At 69.8% G+C, this 16287-nt stretch carries 11 protein-coding genes; 2 read left to right on the top strand and 9 right to left on the bottom strand.

Features of this window, described 5'->3' with window-relative positions; genetic code table 11:
• Positions 1 to 163 precede the first annotated feature (163 nt).
• On the bottom strand, positions 164 to 2980 hold the full coding sequence (gene acnA, locus FDZ84_RS31750) for an aconitate hydratase AcnA (RefSeq protein WP_168588861.1): 2817 nt from the start codon (positions 2978 to 2980) through the stop codon (positions 164 to 166).
• A 250-nt stretch (positions 2981 to 3230) separates the two neighbouring features.
• Between acnA and FDZ84_RS31745 the strand changes: the two genes are divergently transcribed.
• On the top strand, positions 3231 to 4163 hold the full coding sequence (locus FDZ84_RS31745; RefSeq protein WP_168588860.1) for a DMT family transporter: 933 nt from the start codon (positions 3231 to 3233) through the stop codon (positions 4161 to 4163).
• A gap of 723 nt (positions 4164 to 4886) precedes the next feature.
• On the opposite strand, the gene FDZ84_RS39600 is transcribed toward FDZ84_RS31745, so the two are convergent.
• The 5 genes from FDZ84_RS39600 to nirB all read right to left on the bottom strand — a co-directional run bounded on the left by FDZ84_RS39600 (position 4887) and on the right by nirB (position 10019).
• Complete coding sequence (locus FDZ84_RS39600) at positions 4887 to 5255, bottom strand: hypothetical protein (RefSeq protein WP_246868572.1); 369 nt, start codon at positions 5253 to 5255, stop codon at positions 4887 to 4889.
• 123 nt (positions 5256 to 5378) lie between these two features.
• Positions 5379 to 6068 (bottom strand): sirohydrochlorin chelatase, encoded by a 690-nt coding sequence (locus FDZ84_RS31735; protein ID WP_168588859.1) that lies wholly within the window; start codon positions 6066 to 6068, stop codon positions 5379 to 5381.
• The gene (locus tag FDZ84_RS31730) at positions 6047 to 7189 is read right to left on the bottom strand and encodes a uroporphyrinogen-III synthase (protein ID WP_168588858.1); all 1143 of its coding nucleotides are present in this window, start codon (positions 7187 to 7189) and stop codon (positions 6047 to 6049) included. Before FDZ84_RS31730 ends, FDZ84_RS31735 begins: the two co-directional genes overlap by 22 nt.
• Positions 7186 to 7509: a nitrite reductase small subunit NirD gene (nirD, locus tag FDZ84_RS31725; protein ID WP_168588857.1), complete on the bottom strand. Its 324-nt coding sequence runs from the start codon at positions 7507 to 7509 to the stop codon at positions 7186 to 7188. Before nirD ends, FDZ84_RS31730 begins: the two co-directional genes overlap by 4 nt.
• A complete protein-coding gene (nirB, locus tag FDZ84_RS31720; RefSeq protein ID WP_168588856.1) occupies positions 7506 to 10019 on the bottom strand; it encodes a nitrite reductase large subunit NirB in 2514 nt (837 codons plus the stop codon). Before nirB ends, nirD begins: the two co-directional genes overlap by 4 nt.
• A gap of 98 nt (positions 10020 to 10117) precedes the next feature.
• On the opposite strand from nirB, the gene FDZ84_RS31715 reads away from it, so the two are divergent.
• Positions 10118 to 11314 carry an RNA-guided endonuclease InsQ/TnpB family protein gene (locus FDZ84_RS31715; protein WP_371812716.1) on the top strand — a complete coding sequence of 399 codons (1197 nt, stop codon included), beginning with the start codon at positions 10118 to 10120 and terminating at the stop codon, positions 11312 to 11314.
• A 47-nt stretch (positions 11315 to 11361) separates the two neighbouring features.
• Here FDZ84_RS31715 and FDZ84_RS31710 read toward each other — a convergent pair whose 3' ends face one another.
• From FDZ84_RS31710 to FDZ84_RS31700, 3 genes are read right to left on the bottom strand one after another with little or no spacing between them, the layout of a single operon-like run.
• Positions 11362 to 12747: an FAD-dependent oxidoreductase gene (locus FDZ84_RS31710; protein WP_168588855.1), complete on the bottom strand. Its 1386-nt coding sequence runs from the start codon at positions 12745 to 12747 to the stop codon at positions 11362 to 11364.
• The gene (locus FDZ84_RS31705) at positions 12744 to 14819 is read right to left on the bottom strand and encodes a molybdopterin oxidoreductase family protein (RefSeq protein ID WP_168588854.1); all 2076 of its coding nucleotides are present in this window, start codon (positions 14817 to 14819) and stop codon (positions 12744 to 12746) included. The genes FDZ84_RS31710 and FDZ84_RS31705 overlap by 4 nt, the downstream gene beginning before the upstream one ends.
• Entirely contained in the window at positions 14812 to 16212 is a 1401-nt protein-coding gene (locus tag FDZ84_RS31700) for a NarK/NasA family nitrate transporter (RefSeq protein ID WP_210435250.1), read from the bottom strand. Before FDZ84_RS31700 ends, FDZ84_RS31705 begins: the two co-directional genes overlap by 8 nt.
• Positions 16213 to 16287 lie beyond the last annotated feature (75 nt).

Here is a 16287-nt window from a genome sequence, read left to right as displayed (position 1 = left end):
GTCCTTGTCCACTGAGCACTGAGGCCTGATGTCGATTGGCGGTCGCGGGACGAGCATCTGGGGCCGTTCCGGTGGCTGGCTCGCATTGGACGGCCCCCGCATTGACAGGCGATAGTGCAGCGGCGTGGTGGAGTTCCAGACCCCACCACGCCGCGTGCTTGAGTTACGAGCGGATCATCTTGCGCAGCACGTACTGCAGGATGCCGCCGTCGCGGAAGTAGTCCGCCTCACCGGGGGTGTCGATGCGGACCTTGGCGTCGAACTTCACGGTGGAGCCGTCGGCCTTGGTCGCGGTCACCTTCACGGTCTCCGGGGTCCCGCCCTCGTTGAGCTTGGTAATGCCCGTGAAGTCGAAGGTCTCGGTGCCGTCCAGACCCAGGGACTTGGCGGACCGGCCCTCCGGGAACTGCAGCGGGATGACGCCCATGCCGATCAGGTTCGAGCGGTGGATGCGCTCGAAGGACTCGGCGATGACGGCGCGGACCCCGAGCAGCCGGGTGCCCTTGGCGGCCCAGTCGCGGGACGAACCGGAGCCGTACTCCTTGCCGCCGAGCACCACCAGCGGGATGTCCTGGGCGGCGTAGTTCTGCGCGGCGTCGTAGATGAATGCCTGCGGGGCGCCGTCCTGGGTAAAGTCCCGGGTGTAGCCGCCCTGCACGTCGTCCAGCAGCAGGTTGCGCAGCCGGATGTTGGCGAAGGTGCCCCGGATCATCACCTCGTGGTTGCCGCGGCGGGAACCGTAGGAGTTGAAGTCCTTGCGGTCGATGCCGTGGTCGGTGAGGTACTTGCCCGCAGGCGAGTCCGGCTTGATCGCGCCCGCCGGCGAGATGTGGTCGGTGGTAACCGAGTCGCCGAGCAGCGCGAGCACGCGGGCACCGGAGATGTCGGTGACCGGAGCCGGTTCCATCGCCATGCCCTCGAAGTACGGGGGCTTGCGCACGTAGGTTGAGTCGGCGTCCCACTCGAAGGTCTGGCCCTCCGGAGTGGGCAGCGACCTCCACCGCTCGTCGCCCTTGAAGACGTCCTCGTAGGACTTGGTGAACATCTCGTTGGTGATCGCCGAGTCGATGACGTCCTGGACCTCATGCGGCAACGGCCAGATGTCGCGCAGGTAGACGGGCTTGCCCTCGGTGTCGGTGCCTAGCGGGTCGTTCTCGAAGTCGAAGTCCATCGAGCCCGCGAGCGCGTAGGCGATCACCAGCGGCGGCGAGGCCAGGTAGTTCATCTTGACGTCGGGGTTGATCCGGCCCTCGAAGTTCCGGTTGCCCGACAGCACGGAGACCACCGACAGGTCGTTGTCCTGCACCGCGGCGGAGATCTCCTCCGGCAGCGGGCCGGAGTTGCCGATGCAGGTGGTGCAGCCGTAGCCAACCAGGTGGAAGCACAGCTTCTCCAGGTACGGCCAGAGACCGGCCTTCTCGTAGTAGTCGGTGACGACCTGCGAGCCGGGGGCCATCGAGGTCTTCACCCACGGCTTGCGGGTAAGACCCTTGTCGACGGCGTTGCGGGCCAGCAGCGCCGCGCCCAGCATCACCGACGGGTTGGAGGTGTTGGTGCAGGAGGTGATCGAGGCGATCACCACGGCGCCATGGTCCAGCTCGAACTCGCCGAGCTCCTCCGAGGCGACCTTGACCGGCTTGGAGATCCGGCCGTTCGAGCCGTTGGCGGCCGAGAAGATCTGCGGCGCGGACTCGTGGTGGGTGAGTGCCGGGGCGTCGCTGGCGGGGAAGGACTCCTCACCGGCCTCGTCGAGCGCCTTGTCGTCGGCGGTCTCGACCTTGGCGTAGTCGGTCAGCGTGGTGCGGAACGACTGCTTGGCCTCGGCCAGCACGATCCGGTCCTGCGGGCGCTTCGGCCCGGCGATGGACGGGACCACGGTGGACAGGTCGAGCTCCAGGTACTCGGAGTACTCCGGCTCGTGGCTCGGGTCGTGCCAGAGGTCCTGTTCCTTGGCGTAGGCCTCGACAAGGGCGACCTGCTCGGCGGAGCGACCGGTGAGCTTGAGGTAGCGGACGGTCTCGTCGTCGATCGGGAAGATCGCGCAGGTGGAGCCGAACTCCGGGCTCATGTTGCCGATGGTGGCGCGGTTGGCCAGCGGCACTGAGGCGACGCCGGAACCGTAAAATTCGACGAACTTGCCGACGACGCCGTGCTTGCGCAGCATCTCGGTGATCGTCAGCACCACGTCGGTGGCGGTGGCGCCGGCCGGAATCTCGCCGGTGAGCTTGAAGCCGACGACGCGCGGGATGAGCATCGACACCGGCTGGCCGAGCATCGCGGCCTCAGCCTCGATGCCGCCGACGCCCCAGCCCAGCACGCCCAGGCCGTTGACCATGGTGGTGTGCGAGTCGGTGCCCACGCAGCTGTCCGGGTAGGCCTGGCCGCCCCGGGCCATCACGGTGCGGGCCAGGTGCTCGATGTTGACCTGGTGCACGATGCCGGTGCCCGGGGGGACGACCTTGAACTCGTCGAAGGCACCCTGGCCCCAGCGCAGGAACTGGTAGCGCTCCTTGTTGCGGCCGTACTCGAATTCGACGTTGCGCTCGAAGGCGTCCGGCTTGCCGAACACGTCGATGATCACCGAGTGGTCGATCACCAGCTCGGCCGGGGCCAGCGGGTTGACCTTGGAGGTGTCGCCGCCGAGGTCGGACACCGCCTCGCGCATGGTGGCCAGGTCGACCACGCAGGGCACGCCGGTGAAGTCCTGCATGATCACCCGGGCCGGGGTGAACTGGATTTCGGTGGCGGGCTCGGCCTTGGCGTCCCAGTTGGCGAGGGCGCGCACGTGGTCGGCGGTGATGTTCGCGCCGTCCTCGGTGCGCAGTAGGTTTTCCAGGAGGATCTTGAGGCTGTAGGGCAGCCGCTGCGCGCCGTCGACCGCGCTGAGCCGGAACACCTCGTAAGAGGCGTCACCGACGTTCAGCGTGCCGCGGGCGCCGAAGCTGTCCTTGCTCGCAGGTGCAGTCACGTTCAACTCCATCTCGCGACGGGCGCAAGTTCGGGAACGATTGCGAGTCTCGCGCACGTCGGCCGAGCGTGCGCGAGAACCCGCTCTCTTCGTCGCTAACAGTACGCTTGTCCTGTATTCTCCCTCAACTAAGGGTCGGCAAACTCTCGATCACATGTACCACTGCATGCAAAACCGCGGAATTTCCGTGCTTCCCATGGACTGGAACGGTGGTACCGAAACTGGCTTCAGGGCCGACGGGGTGGCGTGATTCGATTGACGGATGCGCAAACCGACCGACAACGCGAAGTCCGCCGGCGTGGCGATCGCGATCGTCTCCGCGTTCTGCTTCGGCGGTTCCGGGCCGTTCGCGAAGCCGCTGATCACCACGGGGTTCACCCCGTTGCAGGTGGCTTGGTTGAGGTTGGCCGGGGGCGCGCTGCTGATGATCCCGTTCGTGATCCGCTACGCGCCGGCCGTGCGCCGGGTGCCGAAGCTGCTCGTCGGGTACGGCCTGTTCGCCATCGCCGGGGTGCAGGTCTGCTACTTCGCCGCGATCGCCACCGTGCCGGTCGGGGTGGCGCTGCTGATCGAATTCCTCGGCCCGGTGATGGTGCTGGGCTGGATCCGGTTCGTCCGCCGGAAGCCGGTGACCCGCTCGGCGGCCATCGGCGTGGCCGTCGCGATGGTCGGCCTGGGCTGCGTGGTGGAGCTGTGGTCGGGATTGAGCTTCGACCCGATCGGCCTGCTGCTCGCGCTGGGCGCGGCGGGCTGCCAGGCCACCTACTTCCTGTTGTCGGACAGCGGGCCCGAGGTCAACCCGCTCGCCCTCGCGGGCTTCGGGCTGCTGCTGGGTGCCATGATCGTCACGCTGCTCGCGCAGCCGTGGGAGCTGGACTGGGCGCTGCTGCTCGGCCAGGTCCAGCTGGCCGGGCACGAGTTCCCCGCGCTGTTCGCGGTCGGCTGGATCGTGGTGCTGAGCACGGTCCTGGCGTACCTGACCGGGATCATCGCGGTGCGCCGCCTGTCGCCGCAGGTGGCCGGTGCGGTCGCGTTCCTGGAGCCGGTGGTCGCCACGGTGCTGGCGTGGGCGCTGCTCGCCGAGGCGTTGGGGCCGATCCAGCTGGTTGGTGGGGCGCTGATCCTCGCCGGCGCGTTCATCGCGCAGCGTGCGGCACCGGCGAAGACCCAGGGGTCCGAGCTCGCGGGAGTTTAGGTCGGGGTGCGTTGCGGGTCAGGCCGTGCGGATGGCCGACTTCACCAGGTGGATCAACAAGGTCTCGATGAGGGCGATGGCCACGCTGGTGAGGATGGTGGTGAGGAACTGGGGCATCGGTCTGCTTTCTCCAACGTTGCTCCGGTGTTACGCCCCGACTGTGCGCCGACAGGGTTAGCCGTTGTTGCGCGGAAGATGACGCGTAGGTGAATCGAGCCAGAACAGTGCAGGTCAGAAGGTTGTTGTTGGCCACTTCTACCACAGCAGTTGACGGGCGTTGAGCGAGGCGCTGGCGCTGACACGTGATTTCGCCAGGTGGTGCACCGGCCGAGCACGACCTCGGGCGCCCCTTTGACCGACAGCAGGCGGCGGATCTGCACTGTGTGGAAACCGCGCGAGGGTTCGGACGGCAACTCGGCCAGCACAGTTCCATCCGCCGCCACGCCTGCCGCGCGGGCTCTGTCGATTGCCCGGTCGGTGAGGTCAGCGGTTGCTCGTCGTTCTGGCGAGGCGTGGCCCGCACCCCGGCGGCCACGATCTCCCAGGCTCCTCAGTCGTGTGTCCTCTTTGGACAGTCCAATGCCGACGTCCGCGGTGGCGGCCAACCCACACCCGGCGATAGACCGGGGAGGCGGCCACCGTGCGGGCCGCGCGAACCACCGGCGCAACGACCTCCGCAGCCCTCAAAAGGAGCCAACCCAGCGGCATCGGGATCCTTCGCGATCAGGCCTCGCTGATCTCTTTGTGCATGCTGCGCTGGACGAGTGCGTTCCCGATGCCGATCGCCGCGGCTACCGGCCACTCGATCAGGCTGAACGCGGCGGCTGCGGTCAGCCCACCGTAGAACAACGCCTGGTCGCGGGAGGGCAGCTGACCGCGCACGGTCTCGACAGCGGACGCCAGTTCCTTGCGGCCGGGCATCCCCTGGAGCCCGGGCAGCTGGACCTTGGTGGTGTGGAGCTCCGCCGTGACGTAGGGCAGGGTGATCGCCGTGCCGCCACGCTCCCGGCTGGGCTTGGTCGCGGGCTGCCTGCGAGTGCGCTGCGAACCCGAGCTCGTCGATGAGGTGCTCGAGCTTGTAGTGGTGGCCATTGGGACCCCCCTCTTCCGAGACTGCAACCAATTAAGGTTACGCCGAACGTCAGATTCCTACTAAGCTGTTCGATCCTGTTGAAGTACCCCGACCGGCGCAGATTAATCTCGGAGGCCGTGCGCTCAGGCGGCGGAAACGTGGTCGCGCACCGCCAGCCGGTAGCGGCGGGCGATCAGGTCGATCACGTCCGGGTGCGCGCCGATCGGCTCCGCGACGCCGGCCGTCGGCAGTTCCGCGAGCCGGCGGTGGAACAGCCCCGGTGCCAGCAGGTACGGAGCGATGTAGTCCGCCGGGCCGCAGACGTCGGCGGTCGCGGGCGAGGCGGTAGTGACGTAGCTCGGGGTCAACCACCGGCCGACGCGGCGGCCGAGCATCCGCGCTGCGGCGCGCACGTCGGACAGCGCTCGCTCGTCCGACGACCCGGCCGCCGCGAACACGACCCGGTCCCAGGGTTGCCAACCGGCGGCGACCAGCCGCCGCAGCATCGCCTCGATGATCTCCGGGGCCGGCCCGAGCGGGGCGCTGACCACCACGTCCTCGCGCCCGCTGGCGGCGATCTGCTCCGGCAGGTCGGTGCGCACGTGGTAACCGGCCGCGAGGAACGCGGGCAGCGCGACCACCGGTCCGTCGACCTCACTCAGGGCCGCCGCGACGGTCGGGCCGATGACGTCCACGTACGCAACGTGCACCGGCACTCGTAGGCGGTCGGCCGCAGCGCCGGCGAGGCGTTCGACCACCCGCGGCCCGGCGGGATCGCGGGTGCCATGGGCGACCAACAGCAGCGGGGGAGTCAGGGTTGCGGATCGACGCATCGCGGGGCATCCCTCATCGGTTCCAGCGGAAGTCGGTATCCGCGCTTGATCACGGTCTGCACCAGCTCGGGCGCACCCAGCGCGGCCCGCAACCGGGCGACGGCCTGTTCCACGGCGTGCTCATCGGGCACATTCCCGGCGCCGCTGAGCGCCTCGGCCAGGCTGCGCCGCGAGACCACCCGACCAGGCCGCTCCGCGAGCGTCTGCAGCAGCGTTTTGCCCTGCGGAGAAAGCGGTTTCACCACTCCGTCGACGACCGCGGCGTGCCCGCGGACCTGGAGTTCCCGGCCGCTGACCGGCAACATCGGCGAGCGGCTCGGCAGCGCGTCGCACAGTGAGCGCACCAGCGCGCCGATGCGGAACCGCTGCGGGATCACCGCGGGCACGCCGTGATCGGCCAGCGGCGCATGCGTCACCGGCCCGACGCAGGCGACCAGCACTGGCCCGCGAAGGGCGGCGAGCAGCTCGTCCCGGCAGCGCCGCTGGGCGGCAAGCGACAGCATGCTGGCCGCCGCGGGCGCGCTGGTGAACGTCACCGCGTCGATCTCCCCAGCGCACACCAAGGTCAGCAGGCCGTCCAGCGCGGTGATGTCGGCGGGCGCGGTCCACCGGTACACCGGGATCTCGATGACCTTCGCACCCGCGCAGTGCAGCGCCTCGACGAAGTCCGGCAGCGGCTGGCCGTGCAGCTGCACCGCGACCCGAACACCGGCCAGCGGCCGGTCGAGCAGGTGTTCCAGCAGCTCCGCGGAGGATTCCGAGGTAGGCGACCACGGGTCGGGCAACCCGGCGGCGCGGACCGCACCGCGCGCCTTCGGCCCGCGGGCCAGCAGCTGCGCGGGGCGCAACGCCTCGAGCAGTTCGGTGCCCATGCCCCAGCCTTCGGCCGCCTCGATCCAGCCGCGGAAGCCGATGCCGGTGGTCGCCACGACGACGTCCGGCGGGTCGGTGATGCAGTCGTGGCTCGCCCGGCGCAGCTCGGTATCGTCGGCCAGCGGGAGGATCCGCAGCGCGGGGCCGTGCACGACCCGCGCGCCGCGGCGCTCCAGCAGGGAACCGAGCTCGTCGGCCCGCCGCGCCGCGGTCACGGCGACGGTGTAACCAGCGAGTTCGTCGGTCAAGGGACAGCGACCTCCACCACGTCGGCCCGGCGGCGCACCGGATACACCGGCAGCCGCGCGTCCGGGTCGTCCAGGCACTGCCCGGTCCGCAACGAGAAGACCTGCTTGAGCATCGGCGAGGCGACCGTGGGCTCGCCGTCGCGGTCGCCGACGATCCCGCGGCTCATCACTCCCGCTCCGCAGAACGGGTCCACGTTGCCGACCGCGAACAGCTCGTCGTCGCGGGTGCGGAACAGCGCCACCGGGTGGTCCCGGACCAGCGCGGGCAGCCCGTACTCGGGCCGCAGCAGGTCGAGTCCGCAGATCTGTTGCCAGTTCATGTGAGCACCTTCTGGTTCGGGATGGCGGGCATCGGCAGGGCGACCGGGCCCGGCCGGATCTGGCCGCGCTCCTGGACGAAGCGGATCGTCGGGTCCGGCGCGTCGGGGGCGTTGACGAAGGACACGAAGCGGGCGAGCTTGCCGGGATCGGCCAGCACCCCGGCCCACTCGTCGGCGTAGTTGTCGACGTGGCGCCGCATCGCGGCCTCCAGTTCGGCGCCGATGCCCAGGGAATCCTCGACGACCACCTCCCGCAGGTGGTCCAGCCCGCCGTCCAGCGACTCCAGCCATGCCGAGGTGCGCTGCAGCCGGTCGGCGGTGCGCACGTAGAACATCAGGAACCGGTCCACGAGCCTGATCAGCTGCTCGTCGTCGAGGTCAGCGGCCAGCAGCTCGGCGTGCCGTGGGGTGAAGCCGCCGTTGCCGCCGACGTAGAGGTTCCATCCCTTGTCGGTGGCGATCACGCCGAAGTCCTTGCCGCGCGCCTCGGCGCATTCGCGGGCGCAGCCGGACACCCCGGCCTTGATCTTGTGCGGCGCCCGCAGGCCCCGGTAGCGCAGCTCCAGCCGGATGGCCATGCTCACCGAGTCCTGCACGCCGTAGCGGCACCAGTCGTTGCCGACGCAGGACTTAACGGTGCGCAGCGCCTTGCCGTAGGCGTGGCCGGATTCGAACCCGGCGTCGACCAGCCGTCGCCAGATCAGCGGCAGCTGCTCCACCCGGGCCCCGAACAGGTCGATGCGCTGCCCGCCGGTGATCTTGGTGTAGAGGCCGAACTCCTTGGCGACCTCGCCGAGCACGATCAGCTTGTCCGGGGTGATCTCGCCACCGGGCACCCGGGGCACCACCGAGTACGTGCCGTTGCGCTGCATGTTGGCCAGGAACCGGTCGTTGGTGTCCTGCAGCCCGGCCTGCTCGCCGTCGAGGATGTGGCCGTGGCCGAGGCTGGCGAGGATGGACGCGACGGCGGGCTTGCAGATGTCGCAGCCGCGGCCGGTGCCGTGCTTGCCGATCAGATCGGAGAACGAGCCGATCGCGGTCGCCTGGACGATCTCGAACAGTTCCGTGCGGGACTGGGGGAAGTGCTCGCACAGCGCCTTGGAGGTGCTGACACCGCACTCGGCGAGCAGGTTCTTCAGCATCGGCACGCACGATCCACAGCTGGTGCCGGCCTTGGTGCAGCCCTTGATGCCGGGCACGTCGGTGAGCCCCTGCTCGGCGATCGCCGTGGTGATGTCCTCTTTGGACACGTTGTTGCACGAGCAGACCGTGGCGTCGGCGGGTAGCGCGCCGGCGTCGACACCGGAGCCGGCGGGCAGCAGGAGTTGTTCCGGCGGGGCGGGCAGTTCTCGGTCGATCAGTGGCCGCAGCACCGAATACGCGCTGGCGTCGCCGACCAGCACGCCACCGAGCAGGATCCGCGCGTCGTCGCTGAGCACGAGCTTGGCGTAGGTCCCGGCGGCGTTGTTGGCGTAGACGACCTCCAGCGCCCCTTCCGTCTGCCCGTGGGCGTCGCCGAAGCTGGCGACGTCGACGCCGAGCAGCTTGAGCTTGGTGGACAGGTCCGCGCCGGGGAAGGTCCCCTCGCCGAGGGAGAGCAGTTGCTCGGCGACGCCCTCGGCCATGCTGTAGCCGGGCGCGACGAGGCCGTAGCAGCGGCCGTCCACCGCGGCGCATTCGCCGATGGCCCAGATGTTCTCGTCGCTGGTGCGACAACCTTCGTCGACCAGGAAACCACCGCGTTCCGCACGCTCGAGCCCAGCGAGTTCGGCGAGCTCGTCGCGCGGCCGGACCCCGGCGGAGAACACCACCACATCGGTGTCGATCACGGTGCCGTCGGCCAGCGTGACGCTGCGGACGCGGTCCTCGCCGTCGATGGACTTCGTGGCGGCGCCGCAGTGGATCGCCAAGCCGAGGTCGCCGACCAACCGGCTGAGGACCTGACCGCCGCCCTCGTCGACCTGCAACGGCATCAGCCGCGGCGCCATCTCCACGACGTGCGCGCGCATGCCCAGCAGCCGCAGGGCGTTGGCGGCCTCCAGACCGAGCAGACCGCCGCCGATGACCACCCCGGGCTTGCCCTCGATCGCGGCGGAGCGGAGGGCGTCGAGATCCTCGATGGTGCGGTAGACGAAGCAGCCGTCGAGGTCGTGGCCGCGCACCGGCGGCACGAACGGCCGCGAGCCGGTGGCCAGCACCAGCGCGTCGTAGGGGAGCTCTGAACCGTCCGATGTGGACACCGTGCGGGTGGCCCGGTCGATGCCGGTCGCGGCCGTGCTCAGCCGCAGGTCGACCATCGGGTCGTCCAGCAGCTCGTGGCTGGCCAGGCTGAGGTCCTCGGCGCTCTTGCCGTCCAGGTAGGACGACAGCGCCACCCGGTCGTAGGCGGCCCGGGGCTCCTCGCCGAGGACGACGATCCGCCAGGTGTTGTCCGCGTCGCGCTCCCGGAGCGTTTCGACGAGCCGGTGTCCGACCATCCCGTGGCCGACGACGACGAGCGTGCGGGTCATAGGTACTCCAATCGTCGGGGGAGGCTTTTGTCGAAGGTGGCGGGCAAGCTCTGTTCAGTATTCGAGCCGCGCGCGCAGCATTGTCGGTTGCGGCCGGTATGTTGATCGCGATGTCTCGGTATCGGTTGTTGCCTACAGGCGCCCAAGAAGCTGTGCTGTTGACGCATTGCGCGCACGCGAGATTCGTTTGGAACCTCGCGGTTGAGCAGCATGCCCACTGGCGGCCAGGGCGGCTTTCGGCACCTGGTTACAACGAACAAGCTCGTCAACTGACGGAGGCGCGAGCGGAGTTCGCGTGGCTGCGCGCCGGTTCGGTGACGGTGCAGCAACAGGCGTTGCGAGATTTTCATCAAGCGCTGGCCAACTTCTGCGCCGGCACCCACCGTCGTCCGATGTGGCGCAAGGCTGGGCGGAATGAAGGTTTCCGTCAGGTAGGCGTTAGACCTGAGCACGTCCAGAAACTGAACCGCCGTCTCGGGCAGGTGTGGGTTCCGAAAATTGGTTGGGTGAGATTCAGAAGGTCCCGAAATGTTCCGGACAGCGTAAGGTCCTACCGGGTCACCAAGGACGTATCGGGGCGGTGGCATATCGCCTTTGCCGCCAAGCCGGATCCAATTCCTTCGCCCGGTAACGGGCGAGTGGTTGGAGTGGATCGTGGAGTGATGGTATCGGCGGCGTTGTCCACCGGGGAGATGCTTCGGTGTCCCGGGTCGACGATCGGGGAAGAGCGGCGACTTCGGGCGCTCCAAAGACGTCTGGCTCGGTGTGTGCCTGGTTCGAACCGGCGTAAGCGGGTCAAGGCCGAGATCGCGAAGCTCAAAGCGCGCGAAGCAGACCGAAGGAAGGTTTGGGTCGAGAAGACCAGCACTGATCTTGCACGTAGGTTCGACGTTCTCCGAGTTGAAGAGCTCAACATCCAGAACATGACGCGTTCCGCCAAGGGCACGGCCGATCGGCCCGGTTCCAAGGTCCGGCAGAAGGCAGGGCTGAACCGCGGTATCCTCGCCCACGGGTGGGGGATGCTGGTTGCTCGTTTGGCTGAAAAAGCTGTCGGTCGGGTGGAGAAGGTCAAAGCCGGGTACACATCGCAGCAGTGTTCGGACTGTGGCCATGTCGCATCGGAAAGCCGCAAGAGCCAAGCGGTGTTTCGGTGCGTGAGCTGCGGGTTCAGCTGCAATGCCGATGTGAACGCGGCATGCAACATCGCCGCCGGGCGGGCGGTGACAGCACGGGGAGACCTCGCCGTTGGGCGGTCTGCGAACCGTGAACCTCAACTCGCTACCTCCACTGCTTAGCTTGGTTGGTTGGGTTGGAATCCCCGGAATTCATTGCGGGGAGGACGTCAAGCCGCGCCCTCCTTCTGGTGTTCGATGCGGTCGGCCAGCGCGCCGCAGATGCGGCCGACGTCGTCGACGCAGCCTCCGCAGCCGGTGGTCGCCCGCGTTGCCCTGGCCAGCTCGGGCACCGAGCGGGCGCCGCCTTGCCAGGCGACGGTCAGGGACTTCTTGGTGACGTTGTTGCAGCGGCAGATCACCGCGTCGTCGGGCAGTTCGACACGTCTGCCGGACACCGCGGCCGGGGTGCCCAGCAGCAGCGCGAGGCGGTCGCTGGGCACCGGCAGGTCGCGGTCGTGCAGCTGGCTGACCGACGCGATCGCCTCCGGGAAGCCGAACAGCACCGCGCCGGTGATCCGCTCGTCCCGCAGCGCGAGCTTCGCGTAGCGACCGCGGGCCGGGTCCGACAGCGTCACGACCTCGGCGTCCGCGCTCTTGAGGCAGTCGACCGAGCCGATCGAGACGAGGTCGATGCCGCGGGCCTTGAGCCGGGTGATGCTGCGGGTGCCGCGGTAGCGGGCGTCGCCGCCGGTGAGCAGCACTGCCAGCGCGTCGGCCTGTTCCCAGGCCGAAGAGATCAGGCCGGGCGTGTCGCCGTCATGCTCGGCGCAGTCGCCGATGGCGTGAATCCGCGGATCGCTGGTGCGCAACTGGTCGTCGACGACGATCCCGCGCTGCACCGGCAACCCGGCCCGCACCGCCAGTCCGGTCTCAGCGGTCACCCCGGTGCACGCCACGACCAGGCTGGCCGGCACGACGTCGCTGCTGTCCAGGATGAGCCGACCGCGCCGGTAGGCGATCGCCCGGCGGCCCAGGTGCAGGTCCACGCCGAGCTTTCCGAGCCGCTCGGCGAGCAACCGCCCACCGGACTCGTCGAGCTGCCGGTGCATCAGGTGCGGATTCGGGTGCACCAGCGGCACGTCGTGGCCACGGGCCAGCAGGGCCCGCGCCGCCTCGACACCGAGGATTCCACCGCCCAGCACCGCGACCGGGCCCGCGGCGGAGCCGATACGTGCGCAGTCGGCGAGCGTGCGCAACGGCTGGAGGCGATCTCCGCCCAACCCGGGGATTTCCGGCATCCTCGGCCGCGAGCCAGTGGCCAGCACAAGGACGTCGTACGGGTGTTCGTCACCGGCGTCGGTGCGCACCACGCGCCGGGCGCGGTCGATGTCGGTGGCGGTGACCCGCAGGCGCACCTCGGCGTCCAAAGCGGGCAGTGCCACAGTGGACGGAGTAAGCGTGCGGTCCAGCACCGCGCCGAGCAGGACCCGGTTGTAGGCGGGGTGTTCCTCGCGGCCCAGCACCGTGATCGGACCGGTGTGGTCGTGTGCGCGCAGCCGCTCGACCAGCCGGTGCGCGGCGGGCCCGTTGCCGACGATAACGATGCGGCTCATCGGGCGTGAACCTCCTCGGCGGGTTCGATCCGGACGGCGCTGACCTTGAACTCCGGCATCCGGCTGCGCGGGTCCAGTGCGTCGCCGGTGAGCAGGTTCGCCCGCGCCGCGCCGGGGAAGTGGAACGGCAGGAACACGGTGTCGGTGCGCATCGTGGCGACCACCCGCACGCGCGCCAGCGCGCTGCCGCGCGGGGACGTCACCTTGGCCATGGCCCCGTCGGCGAGACCGGCGCGGTCGGCGGTGTCCGGGTGAATCTCGACGAATGCCTCGGGCGACGCCTCGTTGAGCTCGGCGACCCGACGCGTCTGCGCCCCGGACTGGTACTGGGCCAGCACGCGACCGGTGGTGGCGGTCAGCGGGAACGCTTCCTGCGGCGTTTCGGCCGGATCGCGGTGGTCCACGGCGGCGAACCGGGCCAGCCCCCCGGGATGCGCGAACCCGTCGAGGAACAACCGCGGCGTGCCGGGATGTTCCGGGTGCGGGCACGGCCAGTGCAGGGCCTCGCCGGCGTCGAGGCGGTCGTAGGTGATCCCGGCGTAGTCGGCCTTGCCGCCGGCCGATGCACGGCGCAGCTCTTCGAAGACCTCGCGAGGCGAGGTGGGGTAGCGGTGGCCGGGCTCGCCGAGCCGGACCGCCAGGCCGTGCAGCACTTCGAGATCGCTGCGCGCATGGCCGGGCGGGACCTGCAATCGGCGGCGCCGCAGGATGCGGCCTTCGAGGTTGGTCATGGTGCCGTCCTCTTCGGCCCACTGCGTCACAGGCAGCACCACATCGGCCAGGCTGGTGGTCTCCGACGGCACGAAATCGGCCACCACCAGCAAGTCCAAAGCGGACAGGCGCTTCCCGATATGGTCGGCGTTCGGGGCCGAAACCACCGGGTTGGAGCCGAAGACCAGCAGCGCCCGGGGACCCTCGGCGGTGCCCAGCGCGTCGAGCAGCTCGTATGCGCTGCGCCCCGGGCCTGGCAGCACGTCCGGCAGCACGCCCCAGGTCTCGGCCACGTGCGCTCGCGCTGCCGGATCGGTGATCATCCGGTAACCGGGCAGCTGGTCGGCCTTCTGGCCGTGCTCGCGCCCGCCCTGCCCGTTGCCCTGCCCGGTCAGGCAGCCGTAGCCGCGACCGGGGCGGCCCGGCAGGCCGAGCGCGAGGGCGAGGTTGATGAACCCGGCCACGGTGTCGACGCCCTTGCTGTGCTGCTCGGCGCCGCGACCGGTGAGCACGTAAGCACTTTCGGCCTCGGCGAGCATCCGCACCGCCTGTCGCTGTGCGGTCACCGGAACCCCGGTGACGCGCTCGACGCGCTCCGGCCACCAGGCCGTCGCTCGCTGCCACGCGGCGTCGAAACCGGTGGTCCGGTCCTGGATGTAGGCGGCGTCGGTCCAGCCGTCGACCACCGCGATGTGCAGCAGCCCCAGCACGAGGGCCAGGTCGGTGCCGGGAGCGGGCCGCAGGTGCAGCGCGGCGCTTTCGGCGGTCGCGGTCCGGCGCGGGTCGATGACCACCAGCTGCGCGTCGCGCAGGTGCTGCATCAACGGCGGCATGGTCTCGGCCGGGTTCGCCCCGGCCAGCAGCACCACGTCGGCTCCGCCGAGATCGGTGACCGGGAACGGCAGCCCCCGGTCGACCCCGAAGGCGGCGTTGCCCGCGGCCGCGGCCGAGGACATGCAGAACCGGCCGTTGTAGTCGATCTGGCTGGTGCCCAGCGCCAGCCGGGCGAACTTGCCGAGCAGGTAGGCTTTCTCGTTGGTCAGCCCGCCGCCGCCGAACACGCCAACCGCGTCCGGTCCGTGCTCGCGCCGGATCCGGTCGATGCCGGCGGCGATGGTGCCCAGCGCGGTGTCCCAGTCGACCGGCGTGAGCTCGCCGCCACGGCGCACCAGCGGGTGCCGCAACCGGTCCGGGACGTCCAGCAGGGCCGGCGCGGTCCAGCCCTTCTGGCACAACCCGCCCCGGTTGACCGGGAAATCCGTCGGCCGCACCGACACCCCGCGCCGTTCCCGCGTGAGCTGGGTACCGCACTGCAGGGCGCAGTAGGGGCAGTGCGTGGCCACGGTCCGAATGTCAGGCACGACCGGCCTCGGCCTTCGACGACTGCTGGGCCGGGAGCGGCCGCGGCGCGGCGGTGTTCTTGAGCGCCCCGCGCAGGTACACCGCCCAGGTGACGATGCCGCAAACCACGTAGTAGACGAGAAACGTGATCAGGGCGGCGTCGCCGTTGGCGGCCTCGCCGCCGTAGGAGGAGCGGAAGGCAAGGTTGATGCCCACGCCGCCGAGCGCGCCGATCGCACCGGCGATGCCGATCACCGCACCGGACATCCGCCGGGCCCGGGCGAAGGCCGCGACGGCCTCACCGCCGTCGGTCACGTCGTCCTCGGCCTCCTTGGCGAAGATCGCCGGGATCATCTTGTAGGTCGAGCCGTTGCCGATGCCGGTCAGCACGAACAGCACGATGAACGCCGCGACGTAGAGCGCGAAGGAGCCCTGCGACGACGCGAACAGCAGAGCCCCGGTGCCCGCGGTCATGCCGGCGAAGGCCCAGAGCGTGACCCGGGCACCGCCCAGGCGGTCGGAGAGCCAGCCCCCGAAAGGCCGGGCGATCGAGCCCATCAACGGGCCGAGGAACGTCCAGCTCGCGGCCTGCAGCGGGGTGAAGTCGAACTCGGTCTGCAGCACTAGGCCGAAGGCGAAGCTGTAGCCGATGAACGAGCCGAACGTCCCGATGTAGAGGAACGAGATCCACCACGTGTGCTTGTTCGCGGCGGCCTCCGGCAACGCACCGGGGCGGGCCCGCACCGCGTCCACGTTGTCCATGAACAGCGCCGCGCACAGGGCGGCGACCACGATCAGCGGCAGGTAGATCGCCGCCACGTAGGACGGGTGGGTGTTGCCGGCGGTGGCGATCACCAGCAGGCCGGCCAACTGGATCGCCGCCACGCCGAGGTTGCCGCCGCCGGCGTTGAGCCCCAGCGCCCAGCCTTGGTGGCGCTGCGGGTAGAAGGTCGTGATGTTCGTCATCGACGAGGCGAAGTTGCCGCCACCGACCCCGGCCGCGGCGCCGATCAGCATGAACACCCACAGCGGCGTGCCCGGCTGCTGCACGAAGTAGAACGCCAGCGCGGCCGGCACCAGCAGGACCGCCGAGCTGAAGATCGTCCAGTTGCGGCCGCCGAAGCGGGTCACCGCCGCGGCGTAGGGCAGCCGCAGCACCGCGCCCATCAGGTTCGGGGTGACGACCAGCAGGAACTTCTCCGCCGCGGTGAACGGCAGGCCGATGCTCGGGGACATGAACAGCACCAGCACCGACCAGATGCTCCAGATGGAGAAGCCGATGTGCTCCGACAGGATCGAGAAGATCAGGTTCCGGCGCGCCACCCGCTTGCCGGTGGACTCCCAGAACCGCTCGTCCTCCGGGTCCCAGCCCTCGATCCAGTGGCCTCTGCCGGCCAGAGCTCTCGTGGTCAACTCGGCTCCTCTCGTCGGGTTCCCCCGAAGGTAGGAACCGGGTGTTTCATGCGGGCTCGTCGATCGTTACCACGA

This window comes from Saccharopolyspora sp. ASAGF58, assembly GCF_012277335.1.
In the GTDB taxonomy this organism is placed as follows: Bacteria; Actinomycetota; Actinomycetes; order Mycobacteriales; family Pseudonocardiaceae; genus Saccharopolyspora; species Saccharopolyspora hattusasensis.
The sequence above is the reverse complement of the archived record's forward strand: the minus strand, read 5'-3'. Positions and strand labels throughout refer to the sequence as shown.